This window comes from Bradyrhizobium sp. 87 (assembly GCF_023073015.1).
Taxonomy (GTDB): Bacteria; Pseudomonadota; Alphaproteobacteria; order Rhizobiales; family Xanthobacteraceae; genus Bradyrhizobium; species Bradyrhizobium canariense_D.
This window is the reverse complement of the sequence record NZ_JADPIQ010000022.1, coordinates 407,853-433,742: the sequence shown is the minus strand read 5'-3', so window position 1 is coordinate 433,742 and position 25,890 is coordinate 407,853. Positions and strand designations below refer to the sequence as shown.

The window sequence follows — 25,890 nt, the reverse complement described above, 5'->3', positions numbered from 1 at the left end:
GACCGCGCTGCGGAGCCGGTTGCTCGCCCCGTAGGCAGCCATGGTCAATTCGCGGTCGATGGGCGTGACGGTTTATGCTCCGAGCCCGCGCGCCACGAGTGTGATGACGAGCGTCAGGACCGCGCCCACTAGCCGAAATTTTCGCAGCCTACCGGCTCGTAGAGCGGGTCAGGCGCGGGGCGAACAGTGGGAACACTCGGACGCGAAACTTCCAGGGCCAATGCCTGAACCTCGATGAAAGCCGACAGCAGTGCGAGCGCGAGATCGGAGTAGCGCGCCTCGACCGCGGCGTCGAGCCAGTCCGGCAATTCGCGCTCGCGCGAGAGAGCGCAATGCCATTCACCCTCGTCATAGGCGATGCGGCGGACTTGCCAGAGCGGCAGCTCCAGCTCCATCAGTGCGCGGCATCGGCCCAGGCCTCTGCTTCGATCAGGCGCGTGACGCGCGCGGTGGGCTCGATCTGTCCGAGCTGAAGGGAAGTGCCGACACGCCTTGTCGATGATCTCGAGCATCAGCGGTTGCGTCATCACCTGCGCATTGCGCAAGCGGTTGCCAAGTGACGGTGGATCGTAGTGTCGGAGAGCGGCGGTGGTCATGTCAGGCCTCCTGGAGGTGGCGTCGGTCAGTCGGCCGGCCTCTCCAAGATGGCCAAAACGGCATTTGAAAACGAGATGGGGGCGGGGCGGGAGATATAGGGATTTCATAAGTGCGGGATGGGGGCGGTCGCGCGCCATTCTCCGCCTTCGCCGGGACGACGATGTGATGTGCCTCGCGAGCGTTGTCCGACCAGGCCAGCCTCGGCCTTTTATGAGATTCCTATAACTTCGCCACGGCCCTCGTCTCGAAAACCTATGCCTGGGGTGGCACTTCAGCACGGTCAAAGGTCCCGGTGGGCGCGGTGGAAATGCACTGGCATTTCCTTTCACGCGCCGACCGGGTCTCCCGAGAAACGGTTGCGTCCAAATCAATGGCGCAACGAGGAGTATCTCCATGATGGACATTCTGATGCTGGCGCTGGGCTTCGGCTTCTTCGCCCTTGCGATTGGCTACACCTACGCCTGCGAACGGCTTTGAAGGAGCGGCCATGATCTTCGATTATTCGCTCGCCGGCGCCGTTTCGCTCGGCCTCCTGTTCTACCTCACTTACGCGCTGCTGCGGCCCGAGCGGTTCTGACCGTGCTCACGAAGCCTGAAGGGTTGATATCATGACTATGATCGGTTGGCTCCAGATCATTCTCTTTTGCGTCATTACCGTCGCGCTCACAAAACCGCTCGGCTGGTACATGACGCGCGTGTTCAACGGCGAGCGGACCTTCCTGTCTCCGGTGCTGCGTCCGATCGAGGCCGGCATCTACCGGTTCTCCGGCGTCGACGAGAAGCGCGAGCAGCATTGGCTGACCTATACGGTCGCCATGCTGTTGTTCCATGTCGGCGGCTTCCTCATCATCTACGGCGTGATGCGGTTGCAGGCCGTCCTGCCGTTCAATCCGGCCGGCCAAAGCGCTGTCGCCGCGGATCTCTCCTTCAACACCGCGATCTCCTTCATCACCAACACCAACTGGCAGAATTACGGTGGAGAGAGCACGCTGTCCTATCTCGTGCAGATGCTCGGCTTGACGCACCAGAACTTCTTGTCGGCGGCAACCGGCATCGCGCTGGCGGTCGCCCTGATCCGCGGCTTCTCGCGCGCGTCGGCGCGCACCGTCGGAAATTTTTGGGTCGACGTCACCCGCTGCAGCCTCTATGTGCTGTTGCCAATCGGTATTGTCTATACGCTGTTCCTGGTCTGGCAGGGCATCCCGCAGACGCTCGGTGACTATGTCGAGGCCACCACGCTCGAGGGTGCCAAGCAAACCATCGCGGTCGGCCCGGTCGCCTCCCAGGTCGCGATCAAGATGCTCGGCACCAATGGCGGCGGCTTCTTCAACGCCAATGCGGCGCATCCGTTCGAAAATCCAACCGCGCTGTCGAACTTCGTGCAGATGCTGTCGATCTTCGTTCTGGGTGCGGCGCTGACCAACGTGTTCGGCCGCATGGTCGGCAACCAGCGCCAGGGCTGGGCGATCCTGTCCGTGATGGGTGTGCTGTTCGTCGCCGGTGTCGCCATCACCTATTGGGCGGAAGCCAACGGTACTTCGACCCTGCACGCGCTCGGCCTGACCGGCGGCAACATGGAAGGCAAGGAGGTTCGCTTCGGCATCGTCGCGTCCTCCCTGTTCGCGGTGATCACGACGGCCGCCTCCTGTGGCGCGGTCAACGCCATGCATGACAGCTTCACGGCGCTCGGCGGCATGATTCCCCTGATCAATATGCAGCTCGGCGAAATCATCGTCGGCGGGGTCGGCGCCGGCCTTTATGGCATGCTGCTGTTCGTCGTGCTCGCGATCTTCGTGGCAGGCCTGATGGTCGGCCGCACGCCGGAGTATGTCGGCAAGAAGATCGAGGCGCGCGAAGTGAAGATGGCGATGCTCGCGATCCTGGTGCTGCCGCTGATGTATCTGGGATGGACCGCGGTCGGCGTGGTCTATCCGGCGGCGGTCGCCTCGATGGCGAATGCCGGGCCGCATGGCTTCACCGAGGTGCTCTATGCCTTCACCTCGGCGACCGGCAACAACGGCTCGGCCTTCGCGGGCCTCACCGGCAACACCTTCTTCTACAATCTCACGCTCGCAAGCGCGATGTTCGTCGGCCGCTTCTTCATGATCATCCCGGCGATGGCGATCGCGGGTTCGCTGGCCGCCAAGAAATCGATCCCGCCGTCCGCGGGCACCCTCCCGACCACGGGCGGGCTGTTCGTCGGCCTCGTCGTCGGCGTGATCCTGATCATCGGCGGCCTCACCTTCTTCCCGGCCCTCGCCCTCGGCCCCATCGTCGAGCATCTCGCGATGAACGCCGGCCAGGTGTTCTGAACGACTAGTGTTCTGATCGACCGCCTTCTGATTGTTTGGAGTGACCTCCATGGATACCACGAAACTGCAAAAACGCGCGTCCGTCTCGGCGATGCTCGATCCCAAGATCGTCGTGCCTGCGATCCGCGCGTCCTTCATCAAGCTCGATCCGCGCTTGATGATCAAGAATCCGGTGATGTTTGTGGTCGAGATCGTGGCCGCGCTCACCACTGTGATCTTCCTGCGCGATCTCCTCACCGGCGGTGAGAATCTCGGCTTCACCTTTCAGATCATCGTCTGGCTCTGGTTTACGGTGCTGTTTGCCAACTTCGCCGAAGCGGTAGCAGAAGGCCGCGGCAAGGCGCAGGCGGAATCGCTGCGCAAGACCCGCACCGAGAGCCAGGCCAAGCTACTGACCGGCTCTGACCGCACCTTCAAGTTGGTGCCCGGCACCAGCCTCAAGGTCGGCGACATCGTGCTGGTCGAGGCCGGCGATACCATTCCCTCCGATGGCGAGGTGATCGAGGGCGTCGCGTCCGTCAACGAGGCCGCCATCACCGGCGAGTCCGCACCCGTGATCCGCGAATCCGGTGGCGACCGTTCGGCGGTGACCGGCGGCACCCAGGTGCTGTCCGACTGGTTTCGCGTGCGGATCACGGCAGCGCAGGGCTCGACCTTCATCGACCGTATGATCAAGCTGGTCGAGGGCGCCGAGCGGGCGAAGACTCCGAACGAGATCGCGCTCAACATCCTGCTGGCGGGCCTCACCATCATCTTCGTGTTCGCCACCGTCACCATCCCGAGCTACGCGGCCTATGCCGGCGGCTCGATCTCGGTGGTTGTGCTGGTCGCGCTGTTCGTGACGCTGATCCCGACCACGATCGGCGCACTGCTGTCGGCGATCGGCATCGCCGGCATGGACCGTCTGGTCCGCTTCAACGTGCTGGCGATGTCCGGCCGTGCGGTCGAGGCCGCCGGAGACGTCGACACGCTACTGCTCGACAAGACCGGAACGATCACGCTCGGCAACCGCCAGGCGACCTCCTTTCGCCCGGTGCGCGGGGTCACCGAGCAGGAGCTCGCGGACGCGGCCCAGCTCGCCTCGCTCGCCGACGAGACCCCGGAGGGCCGTTCGATCGTGGTGCTGGCCAAGGAAAAATACAGTATCCGTGGCCGCGACATGGCCGAGTTGGGAGCCACCTTCATCCCGTTCACGGCGCTGACCCGCATGAGCGGCGTCGATGCCGGCGGCTCGTCGGTGCGCAAGGGCGCGGTCGATGCGATCCTCAACTATGTCGGTGGCGGTGCGCCGCTGGTGGTCGCCTCCGGCAACACGGCTCGTTCCATCCAGCCCGCCGGGCTCTCGGACATCGGCCGCGAGATTCAGACCATCGCCGACGACATATCGAAGGCCGGCGGCACGCCGCTGGCGGTCGCCCGGGACGGCAAGCTGCTCGGCATCATCCAGCTCAAGGACATCGTCAAGGGCGGTATCCGCGAGCGCTTTGCCGAGCTGCGACGCATGGGCATCCGCACCGTCATGATTACCGGCGACAATCCCATGACGGCGGCCGCGATTGCAGCGGAAGCCGGCGTCGACGACTTCCTGGCGCAGGCAACTCCCGAGGACAAACTCAAGCTGATCCGCGACGAGCAGGCCAAGGGTAAGTTGGTGGCGATGTGCGGCGACGGCACCAACGATGCGCCGGCGCTCGCGCAGGCAGATGTCGGTGTCGCCATGAACACGGGCACCCAGGCGGCTCGCGAGGCCGGCAACATGGTCGACCTCGACTCCAATCCGACCAAGCTGATCGAGGTGGTCGAGATCGGCAAGCAGCTCCTGATGACGCGCGGCGCGCTGACTACATTCTCGATCGCCAACGACGTCGCGAAATATTTCGCGATAATCCCGGCGATGTTCCTGGCGTTCTACCCCCAGCTCAATGTGCTCAACATCATGAATCTGTCGAGCCCGCAGAGCGCCATCCTGTCGGCGATCATCTTCAACGCGCTTGTTATCATCGCGCTGATCCCGCTGGCGCTGAAGGGCGCCGCCTATCGCGCGGTCGGGGCCGGCGCACTGCTCCGGCGCAACCTGCTGATCTACGGCCTCGGCGGAATCGTCATTCCCTTCATCGGCATCAAGGCGATCGACCTCGTGGTGACCGCTTTGCATTTGGCCTAACCCCGTCATTGCGAGCGAAGCGAAGCAATCCAGAATTCTTGCCGCGGCTGAGAGACTGGATTGCTTCGTCGCTTCGCCCCTCGCAATGACGAAAGAAATAGGAGAAACACATGCTCAGAGAAATCCGCCCCGCCATCGTCCTGCTGCTGGTGCTCACCGCCATCACTGGCTTAGCCTATCCGCTCGCGATGACCGCTATTGCCGGCGCGATCTTCCCCGCGCAGGCGCAGGGCAGCCTGATCGAGCGCGACGGCAAGGTGGTCGGCTCCGCCCTGATCGGGCAGGAGTTCAAGGACGACAAATATTTCCACGGCCGTCCCTCGGCGACGGTGGCGCCGAATCCGAACGATTCGACCAAGACGGTACCGGCGCCCTACAACGCCGCGAATTCGGGTGGCTCAAATCTCGGCCCGACCAGCAAGGCGCTGGCCGACCGGCTGCAGGAAGACGTGGACAAGCTCAGGGGCGAGAATCCGAATGCCGCCGTGCCGGTCGACCTCGTGACGACCTCAGCCAGTGGCCTCGATCCGGATATCTCGCCGGAAGCGGCGCAATTCCAGGTGCCGCGCGTCGCGAAGGCGCGAAACGTGCCGGAGGATCAGGTCAAGCAACTGGTGGCTTCCAACACCCAGGGCCGCCTGCTCGGCCTGATCGGCGAGCCCCGGGTCAACGTGCTGACTCTGAATCTCGCGCTCGATCGTGCCACGAAGTAGTCTAGGCTAGGTCCGCGCGGATGATTATATTGATCTGATGGTCCGAGAGCGCCGCGATCCCGAACAACGTCCTTCGCCCGAGGCGCTGCTGGAGGCCGCGCGCCGGGAGGAGGGCGTGAGCGGCAAGCTGAAAATCTTCGTCGGCGCCGCTCCCGGCGTCGGCAAGACCTACGAGATGCTGCAAAGCGCCCACGCCAAGCGCAAGGCCGGCATCGACCTCGTGGTCGGCTTCGTCGAGACCCATGGCCGGGCCGAGACAGAGGCGCTGGTGCGTGGGCTGGAAGTGATCCCGCGCAAGAAGCTCGACTACCGCGGCCAGATTGTCGAAGAAATGGATCTCGACGCCGTGATCGCGCGCCGCCCGAAAATCGCGCTGGTCGACGAGCTCGCCCACACCAATGCTCCCCTTTGCCGCCATCCAAAACGCCATCTCGATGTCGAGGAGCTGCTGTCCCACGGCATCGACGTCTACACCGCCGTCAATATCCAGCACATCGAGAGCCTGAACGACGTTGTCGCGCAGATCACCCATGTGCGGGTGCGCGAGACCGTGCCGGATTCGGTGTTCGACCGTGCAGACGCCATCGAGCTGATCGACCTCACGCCCGACGACCTGATCCAGCGCCTGAAGGAAGGCAAGGTCTATGTCCCCAGGCAGGCCGAGCGGGCGCTGGAGCATTATTTCTCGCCGGGCAACCTGACCGCGCTGCGTGAACTCGCGCTGCGGCGCACGGCCGAACGGGTCGACGAGCAGCTACTCAGCCACATGCAGGCGAACGCGATCGCCGGTCCCTGGGCCGCAGGCGAGCGCATCCTCGTCTGCATCAGCGAAGATCCGCGCGCGGCCAGCCTCGTGCGTTACACCAAGCGGCTGGCCGACCGGCTGCACGCGCCGTTTATCGCGGTGTCGATCGAGACGCGGCGGTCCCTGCAAATGTCCGATGAGGAGCGCGACCGGCTCGCCGATACGCTGCGGCTCGCGGAATCGCTCGGCGGCGAGGCACTGACGATTCCGGGCGTCGGCCGCCGCCTCGCCGACGACGTGGTCAACTTCGCGCAGGGCAACAACGTCACCCAGATCGTGATCGGAAAGTCCACGCGCTCGCTCTGGTTCGAGATGACGCGCGGCTCCGTCGTGCACGATCTGGTGCGCCGCGCCGGTAACATCAGCGTGCATGTCATCCCTGGCGACGAATTCACGAACGAGCCGCCGCCGAAGACGGCGGTACAGACCGCAACGCGATCGGACCCGTTCGATGGGCGGCCCTATCTGAAGGCGGTCGGGATCACCGCGCTTGGCCTCGCTGCCGCCGTGGCGATCAAGCCGTATTTCGGCATTGAGAACGTCGACCTGATGTTTCTGACCGCCGTGGTGACGGTTGCCGTGCGCTACGGATTGTGGCCGTCGTTGCTTGCGAGTGTCGCGGCGTCCCTCGCCTACAATTTCTTCTTCCTGCCGCCGGTCTATACCTTCACCATTACCGATCCGACCAATGTCGCGGCGTTCTTTTTCTTCATGCTGATTGCGTTCGTGGTGTCGAATGTGGCGGGGCGGGTCCGCACCCAGGCTGATGCTGCGATCGGCCGCATCCGGACCACCGAGCAGCTCTATGCTTTCAGCCGCAAGCTCGCCGGCACCGGCACGCTCGACGACGTGCTGTGGGCGACCGCCTACCAGATCGCGCTGATGCTGAAAGTCCGCGTGGTGCTGCTGTTGCCGGACGAAGGGCTGCTCACGGTGAAGTCGGGCTATCCGCCCGAGGACGATCTCGATCAGGCCGACCTTGCGGCCGCCAACTGGGCCTGGAGCAATGACCGGCCTGCAGGCCGCGGCTCGGACACGCTGCCTGGTGCAAAACGGCTATTCCTGCCGATGCGCACCGGGCGCGGCCCGATCGGGGTCATCGGAATCGACAACGACCGCAGCGGTCCCTTGCTGACGCCGGACCAGCGCCGGCTGCTCGACGCGCTGGTCGACCAGGGCGCGCTGGCGATCGAACGCGTGCTGCTGGTCGAGGACGTCGATCGCGTCAAGCGCTCCGTCGAATCCGAGCGGCTGCGTTCCGCATTGTTGACCTCGATTTCACACGACCTGAAGACGCCGCTCGCATCCGTGCTGGGTGCGGCCTCGACCATGCGCGATCTCGCCAGCGCGCTCTCCGACACCGAGAATCGCGACCTGCTCGCGACGGTCATCGACGAATCCGAACGGCTCAACCGCTTCATCGCCAATCTGCTCGACATGACCAAGCTCGAATCCGGCGCCATCGTGCCCAACGCTGCGTTGCACGATCTCGGAGAGATCGTCGGCAGCGCGCTCCGGCGGGCAGCCAAGATCCTCACCGCCCACAAGGTGGAGCTGGAGTTGGCCGCAGACCTTCCTATGCTCCAGCTCGATGCGGTGCTGTTCGAGCAGGTGCTGTTCAACCTGCTCGACAACGCCGCCAAATATTCGCAGCCCCACGCGACGGTCTCGATCCGCAGCCGGCGCGACAGCGATCATGTGGTGCTCCAGATTGCCGACGAGGGCGACGGCATTCCGTCTGAGGAGCTCGAGAGGGTGTTCGACAAGTTTTATCGCGTGCAGAAGGGCGACCATGTCCGTCCCGGCACCGGGCTCGGGCTCGCCATCTCCCGCGGCTTCGTCGAGGCGATGCGTGGCACGATCTCGGCGGCGAATCGCAGCGACCGGAGCGGCGCGGTTCTGACCATCCGTCTGCCCATTCCCGCCCGGACCCGTGCATTGGATACCGCCGCATGAGCGCCGCCCCGATCAAAGTGCTGGTCATCGACGACGAGCCGCCGATCCGCAAATTGCTGCGGATGGGGCTCTCGACGCAAGGCTATGAGATCCTGGAGGCGTCGAACGGCAAGACCGCGCTGGAGAAGCTCAGCGAGGATCCCGCGCTGATCATCCTCGATCTCGGCCTGCCCGACATCCAGGGCCATGAGCTGTTGCGTACCATCCGCGCCCGCAACGAAGCTGTGCCGATCGTGGTGCTGTCGAGCCGTGGCGATGAGGCCGGCAAGGTGCAGGCGCTGGATCTGGGTGCCGACGATTACCTGACGAAGCCGTTCGGCATGGACGAGCTGCTGGCGCGCCTGCGCGCCGCGCTGCGCCACCAGCTTCAGATCCAGGGCGAACGGCCGGTGTTTCGTGCCGGCGATCTCTCGGTCGATCTGGTGCGCCGGGTCGTCAGGGTCGGCGAGCGCGACGTCAAACTGTCGCCGAAGGAATATGACCTCCTGCGTGTGCTGGTGCAGCACGCCGGCAAGGTGCTCACCCACCGCTTCCTGCTGAGGGAGTTATGGGACGAGCTGACCGACGCGCAATATCTCCGCGTCTATGTCCGCCAGCTCCGGCAAAAGATCGAAGCGGATCCGGAACGGCCGCAACATGTGCTGACGGAGACGGGGATCGGCTATCGGCTGAAGGCGGGGGATTGACGCTGCATCCCTCATCCTGAGGAGCGCGGAACGCGCGTCTCGAAGGATGAAGGTCCCGACTGTTGCAGCGAGGCCTGCATGGTTCGAGACGGCGCTTCGCGCCTCCTCACCTTGAGGGAAGAGAGTGAGGTGCGCGGTGGAGAGCTAACCCGCCTTCCTCTGCCGCGCTGTCGACCGATGCGTCTTCTTCGCGGCGCCCGTTCGCCCCGACGCCCGGCGCGCATGGGACTTCGCCGCCGTCTTCTTCCCGCCGCGTCCCTTCAAGCTCTGCTTCAGCGCATCCATCAGGCTGACCACATTGCTCGGCTTCTCCTCGGGCTCCGGCAGTTCGATTGTCTTGCCGCTGGCCTTGCGCTTCACCAGGGCCTTCAGCGCGGTCTCGTAGTCGTCCTTGAACTTGCTGGGATCGAAATGGGAGGTCTTGGTCTGGAGGATATGGCCGGCGAGCTCAACCATGTCCTTGGTGATCTTCGGGCTCTTGATGTCGTCGAAGAACTGGTCCTCGTCGCGCAGTTCGTAGGGGAAGCGCAGCGTGGTGCCGAGCAGGCCCTTGCCGAGCGGCTCGATCGCGATGATGTGCTCGCGATTGGTGAGCACGATCTTGGCGAGCGCGACGCGATCCTGGTCCTTCATGGCGTCGCGGATCACGGCAAAAGCATCGACCGCGGCCTTGCCGTCGGGCGCGATGTAGTAGGGGTGGTTGAGATAGCGCTGGTCGATCTCGTCGCTCGGCACAAAGCTCTCGATGTCGATGGTGTGGTTGCTCTCGATCTGGACCGCTTCGAGCTCCTCCGGCTCGATCTCGACATATTTGCCCTTGCGCAGCTCGTAGCCGCGCCCCTTCTGGTCGCTCTCGACGACGTCGCCGGTCTCGGCGTCGATCATCTGCTGCTTCAACCGGTTGCCGGTCTCCCGGTTGATCATGTGAAACCGCGTCTTCTCGGCCGCGGTGGTCGCCGGATAAAGCACAACGGGGCAACTGACCAGCGAGAGCTTCAACGTTCCCTTCCAATAGGCGCGCGGTGCCATTCCGTTCTCCAGCGTCTGCGAGTCATTTTGGAACCCCAACCGTCCCGCGGGGTTTTGGTTCCGGGTGGGATGCGGGCCGTGATAGGCTTCACGCCAAAGAGAATCCGGGACCAGTCGTGCTGCAAAAGCTCTCCAAGTATCGACAGAAACGTGATTTCGAGAAGACGCCCGAGCCATCGGGCAAGACCGCGGTGGCGCCGTCGAAGCAGCGCCGCTTCGTGATTCAGAAGCATGACGCTTCGCGGCTGCACTACGATCTGCGGCTCGAGTTCGATGGCGTCTTCAAGTCCTGGGCGGTGACAAAAGGGCCCTCGCTCGATCCGCACGACAAGCGGCTGGCCGTCGAGGTCGAGGACCATCCGCTCGACTATGGCGACTTCGAAGGCACGATTCCGGAAGGCCAGTACGGCGGCGGCACGGTCATGCTGTGGGATCGCGGCACCTGGGAATCCGATGATCCCGAACGCGGTTTCAAGAAGGGCGATCTGAAGTTCACGCTGCACGGCGAGAAGCTGCACGGCAGCTGGGTCCTGGTGCGCATGCGCAACGACCGCACCGGCGGCAAACGGACCAATTGGCTCCTGATCAAGCATCGCGACGAATATGTTCGCGAGGGCGCAGACAACGACATTCTCGAGGAGGACAAATCGGTCGCCTCCGGCCGCGCGATGGATCAGATCGCCGAAGGCAAGGGCCGTGCGCCAAAACCGTTCATGCTGGCGAAGGGCACCAAGGCCAAGGCCGACGCGGTCTGGCAGTCCAACCGGGCGGACGAGGCGAAAGAGCGCACGGTCAAGCCGGCGCCCCGCGCGGCGTTGAAAACCGGCAAAACAGTCAAGAAGAAAGCGACAACCGCGACGACCGCGAACAAGGCGGCGGAGATGCCGGATTTCGTGGCGCCGCAGCTCTGTACGTCGGTCGAGCGCCCGCCGAGCGGCGACGGCTGGTGCCACGAGATCAAGTTCGACGGCTACCGCGTGCAGCTGCGGGTCGAGGGCGGCAAGGCGACGTTGAAGACGCGCAAAGGCCTCGACTGGACCGAAAAATTCGCAACTATCGCGAAGGAGGCGGGCGCGCTGCCGGATATGATGGTCGACGGCGAGATCGTCGCGCTCGACCACAATGGAGCACCCAATTTTTCGTCGCTCCAGGCGGCGCTGTCGGACGGCAAGACCGAGGAGCTCATCTTCTTTGCGTTCGACCTGCTGTTTGCGGAAGGCCTCGATTATCGCCGGCTGCCGCTCGGCGAGCGCAAGGCGCGCTTGAAGGAGCTGCTGGAAGCGCGTAAGCGCAAATCGAGCCAGATTCGCTATGTCGAGCATTTCGAAAGCGGCGGCGACGCCGTGCTGCAATCCGCCTGCAAGCTCGAGCTCGAGGGCGTGGTGTCGAAGAAGCTGGACGCGCCCTATCGTTCGGGGCGGACAGAAAGCTGGACCAAAGCAAAATGCCGCGCCGGCCATGAGGTCGTGATCGGCGGTTACAAGACCACCAATGGCAAATTCCGTTCGCTGATGGCCGGCGTGCACCGCGGTGATCATCTCGCCTTCGTCGGCATGGTCGGCACCGGCTTCGGCGCGGACAAGGTCAAGCGCATCATGCCGTCCTTGAAGGCTATGGAGGCGAAGCAAAGCCCCTTCGGCGGCAAGAACGCACCGAAAAAGACGCGCGAGGTGCACTGGCTGAAGCCGGAGCTCGTGGCGGAGATCGAGTTCGCCGGCTTCACTGCCGACGGCAATATCCGCCAGGCCGCCTTCAAGGGTCTGCGGCAGGACAAGCCGGCGGAGGAGGTCGAGGCCGAGACACCGGTCGATACCGAGCTTGCCGAGCCCTCGACGAAGCAGCGCGCGAAGCCGCGCGCGCAAGCGAAGACCGGTGCACGAACAGCGCAAGCCGGCACTGCCGAAGTGATGGGTGTCGTGCTCTCGAAGCCGGACAAGGCGCTGTGGCCGGACGACGGCAATGGCGATCCCGTTACCAAGCTGGATCTCGCGCGCTACCTCGAAGCCGTCGGCGAATGGATGATCGTGCACCTCAAGGGCCGGCCGTGCTCGCTGATCCGCGCCCCTGATGGCATCAAGGGCGAATGCTTCTTCCAGCGCCACGCCATGCAGGGCACCTCGAACCTTCTGGAGCTCGCGCGGGTCTCCGGCGACCGCAAGCCCTATTTGCAGATCGACCGCATCGAAGGGCTCGCGGCCGTGGCGCAGATCGGCGGCGTCGAGCTGCATCCCTGGAATTGCGCGCCCTACGCCTACGATACCCCGGGCCGGCTGGTGTTCGATCTCGATCCCGCGCCCGACGTCGTCTTCGCCGAGGTCGTCGAGGCCGCCAAGGAGATGCGGCAGCGGCTGACCGACATCGGCATGGACAGCTTCTGCAAGACCACCGGCGGCAAAGGTCTGCACGTCGTGGTCCCGCTGCGTCACGGCGCGCGCGACCAGGTGAGCTGGAAGGAGGCCAAGGCCTTCGCGCAAGGCGTCTGCCAGTGGATGGCGGACGACGCTCCCGAGCGCTATCTGCTCAACATGTCGAAGAAGCTGCGCAACGGAAAGATCTTCCTGGACTATCTGCGCAACGATCGGATGTCGACGGCGGTGGCGCCGCTGTCGCCGCGTGCGCGAGATGGTGCGACTGTGTCGATGCCGGTCACGTGGGCGCAGGTGAAGAGCGACCTCGATCCGAAGCGGTACACGGTGCGGACGGTGCCCGGCTTGCTGGCGCGATCGAAGGCGTGGGATGGTTATGACGATGCAGCGGCGTCGATCAAGGCGGCGATCAAGAAGCTCGCCGGGAAAACGAAGTAGGGTGGGTAAAGCGAAGCGTGCCCACCATCTTCTCTCAGCCGAGCAAAAAGGTGGGCCCGGCGCATTCCGCCTTTGCCCACCCTACTAGATCTTCGTTTGGTGGCTAGATCCGTCCCAGCAGGAGCAGGATCAGCAGGATCACGATGACGAGCCCGAGACCGCCGCCGCCGTAATAGCCGGTGCCGTAGAACGGGCCGCCGCCGATGCCGCTGAAGCCGCCGAGCAGCGCGATGACCAAAATGATCAGAATGATCGTACCGATAGACATGCGGAAATCTCCTCCAGCCCTTCGTTAGAAGGGTCGTTTGCAACCTGTCCCGTGGTGCGAGGGCAACTTGCCGCAGGTTCTAAAGTTCCGCCAATGAAACACCGTGCACGCGCAACTTGCATGGAACCTTTGTGGTACCGCCGGGCATGACTATGTGAGGTTCAATCACTAACCGGGCAGAGCCATGTCAGCACCGCTTGTCGTCTCCATTCCCCACCGCTTGGGCCGCGAGGAGGCGGTGCGCCGGCTCAAGACTGGGCTAGGCCGTGCTGCGGCGAGCATTCCCGTGATGCAGGTCGAGGAGGAGAGCTGGAGCGGCGACAGCATGAATTTCCGCATCCGCGCGCTCGGGCAGATCGCGACGGGGCAGGTCGACGTCGCCGACGACCATGTCAAGGTGCAGGTGGTGCTGCCCTGGCTATTGCAGCGCTTTGCGGAGATGGCGCAGGCCACGATTCGCAAGCGCGGCCAGCTGCTGTTGGGCAAGGACGGGAAAAGCTAGCGTTCAAGCGCGGGTGCGCTGTCGCACCGGCTTCGCCGCGCCCGCTGGGCGCGCGGGGATGACCGAAGCGGGAAAACCGCGAAGCGCCTGCGCGAGCGGCAGATCGTTGCCGGCGAAACCCGGCACATTATAGCCCGTGACGTCAATAGTGGCGTCGGCCCCATCGAACGCCGGCCATTCGCGGCCTGCTTGCGTGAAAGGTGCGAACTGGCGCCCGACCACGACGATCGCCGCAGCCCGGCCGTGGCGGCGGGCAAACGCTACGACATGGTCGGCATGTGCGCCCCGCACCTGAAGCGGCTGGTAGTCACCTCGCGCGAAGACGTCGGGCAGCTCGTTGCGCAGCTTGAGCAGGTGCCGCGTCCAGGCCAGCTTGAGCTGACCGTCCGGCCAGCTCTTGATCAGATGATTCCAATCCGGGTTGTCCAGCGTGCCCAGCGCCGCGTGTCGCGCGGAAAAATCCACCGGGCGGCGGTTGTCGGGATCGACCAGCGACAGATCCCAGAATTCGGTGCCCTGGTAAAAGTCGGGCACGCCCGGCAGTGTCGCCTTGAGCGTGAGCTGGCTCAGCGCGTTCAGCGCGCCGAGCAGCGCGACGCGGCGAGCCAGCGTGTTCAGCGCCTCCAGGAATTCGCCTGATTGCGCGGGATCGAGGATCTTCGCGATGAAGCTCTTGACGCCGTTCTCATAGGCCTCGTGCGGGTTGAGCCAGCTGGTCTCCTCCTTGCCCTCGCGCGCGGCCTTGAGCGCATAGGCCTGGATACGCGCGACGAAACCGGCATCGGCCGGCTCCACGAGCGGCCAGGCGCCGAGCAGGGTCTGGTAGAGCATGTATTCGAACGTGGCCGACGGAGCGCGCAGATTGCCGTCGAGCGCGAGGTGCGGTGCGTTCAGGACTTTCCAGCGTGCCACAGCGCTGGTCCATTCGCCGGGAATTTCACTTAAGGCAGCGATCCGCGCCCGGGCGTCCTCGCCACGTTTGGTGTCGTGCGTGGCGGTCGCCGTCATCCCTTGCGGCCATTCCCTGGCGCGGGCCTGCATGGTCTCGTGGAAAGCGGGAATGGTGAGGCCCTTGCTCGCGGGATCGCCGCCGACTTCGTTCAGGGCGAGCAGCCGGTGAAATTGATAGAAAGCAGTGTCCTCCAACGACTTCGCCATCATCGGCCCGGTGAATTGCTGCACCTTCAGCGCAAAGCGGCGCACCCGCGGGGCACTGTGCGGGGGACGGCCAGGCTTGAGCAGGTCCATGGTGAGGGCGTCGCGCAGGAAGTCGAAAATGCCTTCGTCCGCGGCGAACCATTCCCGGCGAGCGTGCTCGATGGTGTTGTCGATCAGCTTACGATCGTTCGCCGTTGGCGCGCTTGTCGTCAAATAGGTGCGGTACACCGGAAAATGCAGCACATAGAGCTCGAGCGCCTGCCGCAGGCTGTCAGCGGAAAAGTCGCGGGTCGAGTAGTGCCCGTTGGCGATGCGCGCAAGCAGGCGCGTCAGAACCGTGAATTCGCTGGTCAGCAGCGTCTCCAGCACGCGCCGTTTGGCATCCTTGACGTAAGGCGCGAGCCGCGGCGGCCGGTTGCTGATCTGTCGCCAGGTCTCGTCCATGGCCTCCAGCCCCTTGGCGTCGACCAGAACGTGAGTGATGGCATTCATCCACTCATAGCCGGTGGTGCCCTGGACGCCGGCGAAATGCGGCAGGCGCTCGTGCTCGCACAGGATTTTCTCGATCACCGTATAGAACGGCTTTGTGGTGCCCTGAGCGTCGCGCACCAGCCGGCGCAGCCGCTGGCAATATTGCGCGGGATCGCGCAGGCCGTCGATATGATCGAGCCGGATGCCTTGCAGTTTGCCGTCGGCAATGAGTTGCTTCACCAGCCGGTGCGTGGCGGCGAACGTGCCGGGATCCTCGACGCGCATGCCGGCGAGCCCGTTGACGTCGAAGAAACGTCGATAGTTGATGTCGCTGGAGGCAAGCCGCCAGTGCCCCAGCTTGTAGTGCTGGCGCTCCAGCAAATGATGCAGCGCCAGCGTCTGCGCGGGACGGTCCTTGGCCGCGCGATAGGCGCCGAGGCCGCGCCCGATGATATCGGCGCTGCCTGCGATCTCCCTGAGCTCCGCCTTGAAGCCGGGTGCTTCCTTGCGGTTGGGGCGGCGCAGTCCCGTGTAGCGCGCCGCGAGCGACAGCAGGCGCTTGCCCGTCTCGGTCTCGGCGGCGTCGGCGTCCTTCACGATCATCCGCAGCACCTCGCCATAGCGCTCCGGCGCGATCGGCAATCGATGTTCGAAATACCAGGCGGAAAAACTACCTTCGTTGGGATCGTAGCGCAGCTCGATATCGCCGCTCTCGAGCGCTTCGCCATAGGACGCTCCGAGGATCGGCAGCAGCACGCCGCCGCGGGCGCGGAAGGCCAGTTGATCCCAGTCGATATCGAAGGAGACGGCGTGCGGCGAGGCCTGGCCCCATTCCAGCACGTCCAGCCACCAGGGATTGTCGGCGAAGTGCACGCCGACATGGTTCGGTACGAAGTCGATGATGAGGCCGAGGTCGTGTCGCGTCAGCGCCTCGCTCAGCCGCGCGAAGCCGGCCTCGCCGCCGAGCTCCGGATTGAACTGGCTGTGGTCGACGGTGTCATAGCCGTGCGTCGAGCCCTTGCGGGCCTTCATCACCGGCGAGGTGTAGAGATGCGTGATTCCCAGCGCCTTCAGGTAGGGCACCACCGCGGCGGCCTTGTCGAAGTCGAAATCCGCGGTGAGCTGAAGCCGGTAGGTTGCGAGAGGAATGGCTGGAGGCATCTCAACCTCCGAGGCGCCAGACCACCGACCAGGGCGCAAGCCGGTCGCCGGTTGCGCCGCCCCAGATCAGGGTCCCCACACCGCCGTCGGAACACGCGATGTCCTTGTCGGAGAGATTGGCCACGAGGCGCAACGTCGCGCCATCTCCCATGTGCCAATGTGCGGTGAGCAGGCCGCTATCGGCCACGGCGGCATCACCGAAGCGCGCACCTTTCAGTCGTGGCGCGATCTCCTTGTGGCGGAGTGCGAGCAGCTCCCGCACCAGCGCGAGACGCGCATCCTGCTCCGGCGTGTGGTCGGTCCAGTCGAGCACGGCCGATTGCAGTGTTGCCGGATCGAGCGGGTCGGGCACCTCGTCGCCGTACTTTTCATAGGCCCAGGCGTATTCCTGCCTGCGCCCCCTGCGGACGGCATCAGCCAGTCCGCCCTGGAAGTCGCAGAAGAACGGGAAGGGCGCGATGGAGCCCCACTCCTCGCCCTGGAACAGCATCGGCACCATCGGTGCGAGCAGGGTCACCGCGAGTGCGGCTTCGATCTGCTCGGGCGATGCCAGGCTTTCGAGCCGGTCGCCAAGCGGCCGGTTGCCGATCTGGTCGTGGTTCTGCAGGAAGTTGACGAAGGTTGCCGGCGGCAGCTCGCCGCTGTTCTCGCCCCGCGGCTTCTTGCCCCAGAATTCCGAGATCTCGCCCTGATAGACGAAGCCGGAGGCGAGCGCGCGTGCGAGATCGAGCCGCGGCGTTTGATAGTCCGCATAATAGCCGGCGAGTTCGCCCGTCAGCATCACGTGCCAGACGTGGTGGTAGTCGTCGTTCCACTGGCCGCGATATTTGCCGTTCGGAGGCTCCTGCGCCGCGTCGAGCAGGCTCGCGCGGTTGTCGCCGTTCTCCAGCACGAGATGGATATGGCGCTCCGTCGCCTTGGCAAGCTCGCCCGCGGCGACGCTAAGGTCTTGCAGCATCGATTGCTCGCCGGGGATCGCCATGATGTGATTGGCGGCATCGAGCCTCAGGCCGTCGAAGCGATAGTCGCTGAGCCACGACAGCGCGTTCTCGACGGCAAAAGCGCGAACCTGCGGCACGCGATAATCGATCGCACTGCCCCATGGCGTGTGCGCGTCGGTGAAGAAGGCCGGCGCGTAGCGGCCGAGGTAATTTCCCTCGGGGCCGAAATGATTGTAGACGACGTCGAGGAACACCATCAGCCCGCGCAGATGGGCTTCGTCGATCAGCGTCTTCAATTCATCGGGATGACCATAGGCGCTGTCGGGCGCGTACCACAGCACGCCATCATAACCCCAGCCGCGGCGACCGGCGAAGTCAGCCAGGGGCATCAGTTCGATCGCGGTGATGCCGGTCGCGACGAGATGATCGAGCTTGTCGATCATGGCACGATAGGTGCCTTCCGCAGTGAAGGTGCCGACATGCGTCTCGATCAGCACCGTCTCTTCCCACGGGCGGCCGCGCCAATCGGATGCGCGCCAGGCGAAGGCGTCATGATCGATCACCTCGCTCGGGCCGAACACGTCGTCGGGTTGGAATGCAGACGCCGGATCGGGCACGTCGATCTCGTCATCGATCCTGAATTTGTAGTTGCTGCCGACGGGCAGATTGGCAATCTCGGCGACATACCAGCCATCCTGCCGGCGCTGCATCGCGTGTCGTCTGTCGAGCAGGAGATCGACACGGCGCGCGGCAGGCGCCCACAGCCGGAACGATACGCCGTCCCTCGTCGGCCTCGCCCCGAAGGATGGCCTCATAGCGCCCCCGCGAAAGCGAGCACGGAGCGCGGCGGCGCCTTGCTGTCGCTCCCGGGCTGGAAGTCGATCGTATTCAGCTTGGCGTCGGTCGTGTTCAGGATCTGCTGCCAGCTCTTGTATTCAGTCATTTTTGGCAATTTGAATGCGATCTCTTCGGGGGCTGCGTTGAGTACGATAAAGATCGCGGCGCTGCCCGGTTCCATCGGCCCCATCACATAGGAGAGGAACCGCCCTTCCGGGAATTTCCAGTCGCTTTCCGTCATTTCGTCGCCGGCCGGCGTCAGCCACAGCGCGCCATAGGAGATGCCGTCCTTGGGGCGGCCGTCGAGCCAGCGATGGCTGCGAAGCTGCGAGAACCGGCGGCGGATATCGGCGAGTTCGGCGACAAAACCGACCATGTCGTCGCCGTCCTTGCCGAGATTGTCCCAGCCGACCCAGCCCACCTCGTTGTCCTGGCAATAGGCGTTGTTGTTGCCTGATTGCGAATTCCCGACCTCGTCGCCTGCGAGGATCAGCGGAATGCCCTGCGCCAGCATGAGGCAGGCCAGTACGTTCTTGCGAAGCTGCCGGCGCAAGCTGACGATTTGGGGATCGTCGGTCGGACCCTCGACACCGCAATTGTTGCTGTGGTTGTCGTTGGAGCCGTCGCGATTGTCCTCGCCATTGGCCTCGTTATGCTTCTCGTTGTAGCTGAAGAGATCGGCCAGGGTGAAGCCGTCATGCACGGTGATGTGGTTGATGCTGGCGCGCGGCCGCCGTCCGTCGTGGTTGAACAGGTCGGAGGACGCCGTCATGCGGCTGGAGATATCGCCGATCAGGCTGCCTTCGCCGCTCCAGTAGCGGCGCATGGCGCTGCGGTAACGGTCGTTCCACTCCGACCATTGCGAGGGAAATGCGCCCACCTGATAGCCGCCAAGGCCGAGATCCCAGGGTTCGGCGACGAGCTTGACGCTCGCCAGCACCGGGTCCTGGCGGATCGCGGTCAGGAACGAGCTGCCTCGATCATAACCGTTCGGTCCGCGGGCCAGCGTGGTGGCGAGGTCGAAACGGAAGCCGTCGACGTGGCAGACCTCGACCCAGTAGCGCAGTGAATCCATCACCATCTGCAGCACGCGCGGGTGGGTGAGGTTCACCGACGAGCCGCAGCCGGTAAAATCGTCGTAGTAGCGCGGGTTTTCGCGGTTCAGCCAGTAATAGGAGGCGTTGTCGATGCCGCGATAGCACAGCGTCGGACCGAGATGATTGCCCTCGGCGGTGTGATTGTAGACGACGTCGAGCATCACCTCGATGCCGGCATCGTGCAGACGTGCGATCGTGGTGCGGAAGGAATCGAGAGCGTTGTCCTGGGCGTAGCGCTGCTCGGGCGCGAAGAAGGACAGGGTGTTATAGCCCCAGTAGTTGACGAGCTTCTTCTCCACCAAGATGCGGTCGTCGACGAAGCTGTGCACCGGCAGAAGCTCTACCGTGGTGACGCCGAGCTTCTTCAGGTGCTCGATCATCGCGGGCGAGGACAGGCCGCCATAGGTGCCGCGCAAATTCGGCGGCACGTCGTCGCGCTTCTGTGTCAGTCCCTTGACGTGGGCCTCGTAGATGATGGTATCTTCCCAGGGAATGTTGGGCCGGATCTCGCGGCGGCCCCAGTTGAAGGTCTCGTCGACGACGACGGCCTTCGGCATGCCGCGCGCGTTGTCGCGCCGGTCGAACGACAGGTCTTCGCGCGGGCTTCCGGTGCGATAGGCGAAATGCGCGTCACTCCAGACCAGCCGCCCGGAAAGCCGCTTGGCATAGGGGTCTAGCACGAGCTTGTTGGCATTGAAGCGGTGGCCGTGCTCCGGCTCGTAGGGGCCATGCACGCGGTAGCCGTAGAGCTGGCCGGGCGAGACGTCGTTGAGATAGCCGTGCCAGACATCCTCGGTGCGCTCCGGCAGCTCGACGCGCTCGAGTTCGCGGCGGCCCTGCATGTCGAACAGGCACAGCTCGACCTTCTGCGCGTTGGCGGAGAACAGCGCGAAATTGGTGCCGCGTCCGTCCCAGCTTGCGCCGAGGCGTGCGGGCGATCCAGCAGTCAGGCGCATCGTTCAGCTTTCCGGAACGAGGAAGATCGCGGCGAGCGGCGGAATGGTGAGGCGGAGCTCGCCATTGACGGCGTGGACTTCGCCGATGTTGCCGACATTGCTGCCGCCGTAATGAGCGGAGTCCGAGTTGAACACTTCCTTCCACTTGCCACCGAACGGCGCGCGAACGCGGTAATTGCGATAGACATTGGGTGAGAAGTTGACGATCACCATGCACCGGGCGTGCTCGTCAAATCCCTTGCGCAGCCAGGCGAACACGTTGCGGTTGGCGTCGTCGGTGATCAGCCATTCGAAGCCGGCCTGCTCGCAGTCCATCTGGTGCAGGGCGGGCACCGCGCGATAGAGCCGGTTGAGATCGCGGATCAACGCCTGGATGCCTGAATGGGGCTTGTACTCGAGCAAGTGCCAGTCGAGCGATTGGTCGTGATTCCATTCTCGGCTTTGCGCGATCTCGGCGCCCATGAACAGCAGCTTCTTGCCGGGATGGCCGAACATGAAGCTGTAATAGGCGCGCAAATTCGCGAAGCGCTGCCATTCGTCGCCGGGCATGCGCCCGAGGATAGAGCGCTTGCCGTGCACGACTTCGTCGTGCGACAGCGGCAGGACGAAGTTCTCCGAGAAGGCGTAGTGCAGGCCGAACAGGATGTCGCCGTGATGATGCTTGCGGTGGATCGGGTCCTTGCTGATGTAGTTCAGCGTGTCGTGCATCCAGCCCATATTCCACTTGTAGCCGAAGCCGAGCCCTCCGAATTCGACCGGGCGCGAGACCTGCGGCCAGGCGGTGGACTCTTCGGCGGCCGTGGTCGCCTGCGGGAAACGCGCGAACAGCTCGGTGTTGAAGCGGCGCAGGAACGCGATCGCCTCGATGTTCTCCCGGCCGCCATGCTGGTTCGGAATCCACGCGCCGGGCGGACGGCTGTAGTCGAGGTAGAGCATGGACGCGACGGCATCGACGCGCAGTCCGTCGATCGCGTAGCGCTCGAGCCAGAACAGCGCGTTCGAGACCAGGAAGTTCGTCACTTCGGTGCGGCCGTAATTGTAGATCAGCGTGCCCCAATCGAGATGCCGGCCCTGGAGCGGATTGGCGTGCTCGTACAGCGCTGTGCCGTCGAAGCTGCCGAGCCCGTGCGGATCGTCCGGGAAGTGGCCGGGCACCCAGTCGAGCAGCACGCCGACGCCCTCGCGGTGGCAGGCATCGACCAGCGCGGCAAAATCCTCCGGCGTGCCGAAGCGGCTGGTCGGCGCATACAGCCCCGTCGGCTGATAGCCCCACGAGCCGTCGAAAGGATGCTCGCTGACGGGGAGGAATTCGAGATGGGTGAAGCCCATGTCGCGGGCGTAGGCCGGCAGCTGCTCGGCCAGCTCGCGATAGGTCAGCCATTCATTGCCGTTCTTGCGCCGCCATGAGCCGAGATGGACCTCGTAGATCGACATCGGCGCGGACAACGCGTTGATGCCGTCGGGCGCCGGTCGCGGCCGGGGCAGATGTGCTTCGTCGAACACGATAGAAGCGGTCTTCGGGCGCACCTCGCTTGCAAAAGCCATCGGATCGGACTTCAGCGGAAGCAGATGGCCATGCGGTCCGATAATTTCGAACTTGTAGTGGTCGCCGGCCTTGGCGTGCGGGATGAACAATTCCCAATAACCCGCGCCGCGCACCCGCATCGGATGGCGCCGTCCGTCCCAAAAATTGAAATCGCCGACCACGGAGACGCGCCGGGCGTTGGGCGCCAGCACCACGAAGCCGATGCCATCGATGCCTTCGAGCCGCATCGGATGCGCGCCGAGCTTGTCGTAAAGGCGCTGGTGGGTGCCTTCGCCAAGCAGATAGAGGTCGAAATCGGTCAGGATCGGCGGAAAGCGATAGGTGTCCTCGAATTCGATGACGTTGTCGCCGAACTTCGCGCGGAGCTGGTAGTGCTTCGCGCCGTTCGGCAGAGCTCCGATGAACAGGCCGGCATCATGGACGCGATCGAGCTTCGCCACCTCGCCGTGCTCGCCCACCGCCTCGACGTTGGAAGCATCGGGAAGAAACGCGCGCACCACGCTCTTGTCGCCCTCGGGATGCAGCCCGAGATAGTGGAACGGATCGGAGTGGCGACCCTCGATGATCGCATAGGCCTCGGCAGGGAGTTTAGGCATGGGCTTCGCTCTCGATACTGGACAGAATGCGAAGCAGTCCGGACAGCGGCGCATGGAGCCCCTCAGGCCGGTGGGACAGCTCGTACTCTACTTCCTCGAACGCTTGATCAAGCAGGAAAAACCTTAACAGGCCAGCCGCAGATTGCGGATCTTCCGGCCACAGCCGCCGATCGGTCATGGCTTCGCGGTAGGCGGTGAGGAACGTCGCGGTGGTGCGCTCGCGCCATTCGTCGAGCGCTGCCGTGAGACGGCCCTGTTCGTCGGAGGCGCCCGTGAGCGCGCGGTGAAGCGCCGCGTTAACCGAAAGATCAATCGAGCGGATCAGGCCGGCAACGTCACGCGCCGCAGGCAGCTTGCGCCGCTTGTCGGCCAGCGGCAAACGCGGATCTCCGTCGAAGTCGATGATGAAGATATCGTCCTTCACAATCAGAGTTTGCCCGAGGCGGAAATCGCCATGATGACGGATGTTCAACCCGCCGAGCTCGGAAGGTAAGAGCGCGTTGAGCCGGCCGGACAGGGTCGCGCGCTCCGCGGCGAGCTGATTGATCAGCGGTCGGTCCACCTCCCGCAGGCGGTCGGTGCTGGCGGCCAGCCGCTCGAAAACCCGCTCGGCCCGTGTCTCGAGCTCGGATGACCAGCGCTTGACGTGTGCGGAGCCAATGGGCTCCGGCGCGAGATCTCCGGGCTTTGCAGCGGCCAGAGCCACATGCAGCTCGGCGAGCCGTCGGCCGATCTGCGTAATGAAGTGCAGATAGGGCGCTTGCTCCTGGGTCTCGCGGGGCATCTCGCCCGGTGGCAGCACCCGTTGCTCGTCGATATAGCGGTCGAGATAGCCCGCGGTGACGCCCCAGCCGTCGCCCTGGTTCTCGACATAGGCGTGCAGCACGCCGACTGCGCTGCGACGGTCGTCTTCGACCAGCTCGACGCTGCCGAGCAGTGCCGGCGTATTGGCAAAGCGGGCGATCTCGGTGAGGTAGGAGCCGATCTCGATCTCGGGATTGATGCCGGCTTCGAGCTGACGATAGATCTTGGCGACATACTGGTTGTCGACCAGCGCGGTGCTGTTCGACTGCTCGATCGTGCGGATGCGTTCGGGCTCCTTGATGGTGTACTCGGCAAACCGGCTGGTCGCCTTGAACTCCAGCCGCAGATTGTTTTCTTCCACCACCAGGTTCTGCGACAGATTGCGCAGGAACAGGCCGATGAAGATCTGCTCGGTTGCCACGTCCAGCAGCGTCCCTTCGCGGGCCCCCTGACGCACGGCGGCGAGCGCCCTGGGATTGAAGCGTTCGCGGTCGAAGCGCACCCATTCGATCTGCATCGGCAGCACGTAGCGCGTGGTGACGTCGCCCTGCGCCGCCTCGAAGAACGCGATCCAGGGCCTGTTGTCGCCGATGTCGCAGAACGGCACCGCCGAGGTCAGCGTCGGCTTGATGTGCTTGGGATTGTGCTCCGGATACCAGCGCGTGCGCGACAGGAATCCCGGCAGCACCTCGTGCTCGAACACGCCGCGCTCGCGCGCCAGCGACACCCAGGTCGAGTTCACCGGCACCACCAGCGTCTCGAATTCGGGCACTGCGCGCGGCGTCACCGGCTCGGACTTGTCGCGCTCGGTGAGCTGAAACCAGTAGAAGCCATAGGGCCCCAGCGTGACCATGTAGGGCAGTTCGCCGATCGCCGGAAAACGCGTGCGGCCGAGCATCTCCTGCGGGATGCGGTCCTTCCAGGGCGACAGATCGAGCTCGGTCGCCTGGGCCGCGCGCGACAGATTGGCGACGCAGAGGATCACCTCGTCGCGGTACTGCCGGACATAGGCCAGCACGGCGCGGTTGGCCGGGCGGATGAAGGTCATGGTGCCGCGGCCGAAGGCGAGCGTCGATTTGCGCACCGAGATCAGACGCTTGGTCGCGCTGAGCAGCGAGGACAGGCTGCGCGACTGCGCCTCCACGTTCACCGATTCATAGCCGTAGACCGGATCCATGATCAGCGGCGCGTAGAGGCGGGCCGGGTCGCAGCGCGAGAAGCCGCCGTTGCGGTCCGGGCTCCACTGCATCGGCGTGCGCACGCCGTTGCGGTCGCCGAGATAGATGTTGTCGCCCATCCCGATCTCGTCGCCGTAGTAGATGATCGGCGTGCCGGGGAAGGACAGCAGCAGCGAGTTCATCAGCTCGATCTTGCGCCGGTCGTTGTCCATCAGCGGCGCGAGGCGCCGGCGGATGCCGACATTGATGCGGGCGCGCGGATCGTTGGCGTAGGTGGTCCACAGATAGTCGCGCTCGACGTCGGTCACCATCTCCAGCGTCAGCTCGTCATGGTTGCGCAGGAACAGCGCCCATTGGCAGCTCGCCGGAATATCCGGCGTCTGGCGCAGGATGTCGGTGATCGGGAAACGGTCCTCCTGGGCGATCGCCATGTAGATGCGCGGCATCAGCGGGAAGTGGTAGGCCATGTGGCACTCGTCGCCGCGGCCGAAATATTCCTGCACGTCCTCCGGCCATTGATTGGCCTCGGCCAGCAGCAGCTTGCCCTTGGAGTAGGAATCCAGCTCGTGGCGGAGCCGCTTGATGATGGCATGCGTCTCGGGGAGGTTCTCGTTCGAGGTGCCTTCGCGCTCGCAGAGATAGGGAATGGCGTCCAGACGGAAGCCGTCGACGCCGGCATCCAGCCAGCGCTTCATCACCTGGATCAGCGCGCTGACGACGCGCGGATTGTCGAAATTGAGATCCGGCTGGTGCGAGAAGAAGCGGTGCCAGTAGAACGCGCCGGCCTCGTGATCCCAGGTCCAGTTCGACTTCTCCGTGTCGGTGAAGATGATACGGGTGCCCTGGTATTTCTGGTCGGTGTCGCTCCAGACATACCAGTTGCGGGCGCTCGAGCCTGCCGGGCTGCGGCGAGCACGCTTGAACCAATTGTGCTGGTCCGAGGTGTGGTTGACGACGAGCTCGGTGATGACGCGCAAGCCTCGCTTCTGGGCCTCCTGGATGAAGCGCTTGAAATCCTTCATCGTCCCGAAATCGGGATTGACCGAACCGTAGTCGGCGATGTCGTAGCCGTCGTCGCGGCCGGGCGAGGGATAGAACGGCAGCAGCCAGAGCGCGGTGACGCCGAGCTCCTGGAGATAGGGCAGCTTCTCGGTCAGCCCGGCGAAGTCGCCGATGCCGTCATTGTTGCTATCGGCAAACGCCTTGACGTGAAGCTGATAGATAATGGCGTCCTTGTACCAGAGCTCGTCCACGATCTCGGCAGCCTCGGCTTTCTTGGTGTCGACGGAAGACAATACGTTCATGGCGT

15 protein-coding genes and 1 pseudogene are annotated in these 25,890 nt (G+C 64.4%); 8 read left to right on the top strand and 8 right to left on the bottom strand.

The window, feature by feature from the left end; translation table 11 throughout:
• Positions 1-128 precede the first annotated feature (128 nt).
• Positions 129-596, bottom strand: a pseudogene (locus IVB50_RS06530) (hypothetical protein).
• Positions 597-1,084: 488 nt separating this feature from the next.
• Here IVB50_RS06530 and IVB50_RS06525 point away from each other — a divergent pair.
• The 6 genes from IVB50_RS06525 (at position 1,085) to IVB50_RS06500 (ending at position 9,233) form a co-directional block, all read left to right on the top strand.
• The gene (locus IVB50_RS06525) at positions 1,085-1,174 is read left to right on the top strand and encodes a K(+)-transporting ATPase subunit F (protein WP_018454042.1); all 90 of its coding nucleotides are present in this window, start codon (positions 1,085-1,087) and stop codon (positions 1,172-1,174) included.
• Positions 1,175-1,205: 31 nt separating this feature from the next.
• Positions 1,206-2,909 (top strand): potassium-transporting ATPase subunit KdpA, encoded by a 1,704-nt coding sequence (gene kdpA, locus IVB50_RS06520; protein ID WP_247295041.1) that lies wholly within the window; start codon positions 1,206-1,208, stop codon positions 2,907-2,909.
• A 49-nt stretch (positions 2,910-2,958) separates the two neighbouring features.
• On the top strand, positions 2,959-5,073 hold the full coding sequence (gene kdpB, locus IVB50_RS06515) for a potassium-transporting ATPase subunit KdpB (RefSeq protein WP_247295038.1): 2,115 nt from the start codon (positions 2,959-2,961) through the stop codon (positions 5,071-5,073).
• Between the two features lie 110 nt (positions 5,074-5,183).
• Positions 5,184-5,786 (top strand): K(+)-transporting ATPase subunit C, encoded by a 603-nt coding sequence (locus IVB50_RS06510; RefSeq protein WP_018454045.1) that lies wholly within the window; start codon positions 5,184-5,186, stop codon positions 5,784-5,786.
• A gap of 37 nt (positions 5,787-5,823) precedes the next feature.
• The gene (locus IVB50_RS06505; RefSeq protein ID WP_247295034.1) at positions 5,824-8,547 is read left to right on the top strand and encodes a sensor histidine kinase KdpD; all 2,724 of its coding nucleotides are present in this window, start codon (positions 5,824-5,826) and stop codon (positions 8,545-8,547) included.
• On the top strand, positions 8,544-9,233 hold the full coding sequence (locus IVB50_RS06500; RefSeq protein WP_018454047.1) for a response regulator transcription factor: 690 nt from the start codon (positions 8,544-8,546) through the stop codon (positions 9,231-9,233). The genes IVB50_RS06505 and IVB50_RS06500 overlap by 4 nt, the downstream gene beginning before the upstream one ends.
• A gap of 144 nt (positions 9,234-9,377) precedes the next feature.
• Here IVB50_RS06500 and IVB50_RS06495 read toward each other — a convergent pair whose 3' ends face one another.
• Positions 9,378-10,262 carry a Ku protein gene (locus IVB50_RS06495; RefSeq protein WP_018454048.1) on the bottom strand — a complete coding sequence of 295 codons (885 nt, stop codon included), beginning with the start codon at positions 10,260-10,262 and terminating at the stop codon, positions 9,378-9,380.
• Positions 10,263-10,378: 116 nt separating this feature from the next.
• On the opposite strand from IVB50_RS06495, the gene ligD reads away from it, so the two are divergent.
• The gene (ligD, locus tag IVB50_RS06490) at positions 10,379-13,066 is read left to right on the top strand and encodes a DNA ligase D (RefSeq protein WP_085361508.1); all 2,688 of its coding nucleotides are present in this window, start codon (positions 10,379-10,381) and stop codon (positions 13,064-13,066) included.
• Between the two features lie 103 nt (positions 13,067-13,169).
• Here the strand turns inward: ligD and IVB50_RS06485 are convergent, their stop codons facing one another.
• Complete coding sequence (locus IVB50_RS06485; protein ID WP_007595743.1) at positions 13,170-13,334, bottom strand: DUF3309 family protein; 165 nt, start codon at positions 13,332-13,334, stop codon at positions 13,170-13,172.
• A gap of 184 nt (positions 13,335-13,518) precedes the next feature.
• Here IVB50_RS06485 and IVB50_RS06480 point away from each other — a divergent pair, with 184 nt between their 5' ends.
• Positions 13,519-13,836: a polyhydroxyalkanoic acid system family protein gene (locus IVB50_RS06480; protein WP_085351913.1), complete on the top strand. Its 318-nt coding sequence runs from the start codon at positions 13,519-13,521 to the stop codon at positions 13,834-13,836.
• Between the two features lie 3 nt (positions 13,837-13,839).
• On the opposite strand, the gene treY is transcribed toward IVB50_RS06480, so the two are convergent.
• From treY to treS, 5 genes are read right to left on the bottom strand one after another with little or no spacing between them, the layout of a single operon-like run.
• Positions 13,840-16,626 carry a malto-oligosyltrehalose synthase gene (gene treY / locus IVB50_RS06475; RefSeq protein WP_247295031.1) on the bottom strand — a complete coding sequence of 929 codons (2,787 nt, stop codon included), beginning with the start codon at positions 16,624-16,626 and terminating at the stop codon, positions 13,840-13,842.
• A gap of 1 nt (position 16,627) precedes the next feature.
• The gene (gene treZ, locus IVB50_RS06470) at positions 16,628-18,382 is read right to left on the bottom strand and encodes a malto-oligosyltrehalose trehalohydrolase (RefSeq protein WP_247295029.1); all 1,755 of its coding nucleotides are present in this window, start codon (positions 18,380-18,382) and stop codon (positions 16,628-16,630) included.
• Positions 18,379-20,457 (bottom strand): glycogen debranching protein GlgX, encoded by a 2,079-nt coding sequence (glgX, locus tag IVB50_RS06465; protein WP_085351910.1) that lies wholly within the window; start codon positions 20,455-20,457, stop codon positions 18,379-18,381. The genes treZ and glgX overlap by 4 nt, the downstream gene beginning before the upstream one ends.
• Before the next feature lie 3 nt (positions 20,458-20,460).
• Complete coding sequence (gene glgB / locus IVB50_RS06460) at positions 20,461-22,599, bottom strand: 1,4-alpha-glucan branching protein GlgB (RefSeq protein ID WP_018454055.1); 2,139 nt, start codon at positions 22,597-22,599, stop codon at positions 20,461-20,463.
• A complete protein-coding gene (gene treS / locus IVB50_RS06455; RefSeq protein ID WP_085351909.1) occupies positions 22,592-25,885 on the bottom strand; it encodes a maltose alpha-D-glucosyltransferase in 3,294 nt (1,097 codons plus the stop codon). Before treS ends, glgB begins: the two co-directional genes overlap by 8 nt.
• Positions 25,886-25,890 lie beyond the last annotated feature (5 nt).

What these genes read in the sequence shown, in the direction of transcription:
- IVB50_RS06510 (WP_018454045.1), top strand. Translation starts at nt 5,184, where the DNA reads ATGCTCAGAGAAATCCGCCCCGCCATCGTCCTGCTGCTGGTGCTCACC.
- IVB50_RS06485 (WP_007595743.1), bottom strand. Translation starts at nt 13,334, where the DNA reads ATGTCTATCGGTACGATCATTCTGATCATTTTGGTCATCGCGCTGCTC.
- kdpA (WP_247295041.1), top strand. Translation starts at nt 1,206, where the DNA reads ATGACTATGATCGGTTGGCTCCAGATCATTCTCTTTTGCGTCATTACC.
- glgB (WP_018454055.1), bottom strand. Translation starts at nt 22,599, where the DNA reads ATGCCTAAACTCCCTGCCGAGGCCTATGCGATCATCGAGGGTCGCCAC.
- treS (WP_085351909.1), bottom strand. Translation starts at nt 25,885, where the DNA reads ATGAACGTATTGTCTTCCGTCGACACCAAGAAAGCCGAGGCTGCCGAG.
- treZ (WP_247295029.1), bottom strand. Translation starts at nt 18,382, where the DNA reads ATGAGGCCATCCTTCGGGGCGAGGCCGACGAGGGACGGCGTATCGTTC.
- treY (WP_247295031.1), bottom strand. Translation starts at nt 16,626, where the DNA reads ATGCCTCCAGCCATTCCTCTCGCAACCTACCGGCTTCAGCTCACCGCG.
- IVB50_RS06480 (WP_085351913.1), top strand. Translation starts at nt 13,519, where the DNA reads ATGTCAGCACCGCTTGTCGTCTCCATTCCCCACCGCTTGGGCCGCGAG.
- kdpB (WP_247295038.1), top strand. Translation starts at nt 2,959, where the DNA reads ATGGATACCACGAAACTGCAAAAACGCGCGTCCGTCTCGGCGATGCTC.
- IVB50_RS06505 (WP_247295034.1), top strand. Translation starts at nt 5,824, where the DNA reads ATGGTCCGAGAGCGCCGCGATCCCGAACAACGTCCTTCGCCCGAGGCG.
- IVB50_RS06500 (WP_018454047.1), top strand. Translation starts at nt 8,544, where the DNA reads ATGAGCGCCGCCCCGATCAAAGTGCTGGTCATCGACGACGAGCCGCCG.
- glgX (WP_085351910.1), bottom strand. Translation starts at nt 20,457, where the DNA reads ATGCGCCTGACTGCTGGATCGCCCGCACGCCTCGGCGCAAGCTGGGAC.
- IVB50_RS06495 (WP_018454048.1), bottom strand. Translation starts at nt 10,262, where the DNA reads ATGGCACCGCGCGCCTATTGGAAGGGAACGTTGAAGCTCTCGCTGGTC.
- IVB50_RS06525 (WP_018454042.1), top strand. Translation starts at nt 1,085, where the DNA reads ATGATCTTCGATTATTCGCTCGCCGGCGCCGTTTCGCTCGGCCTCCTG.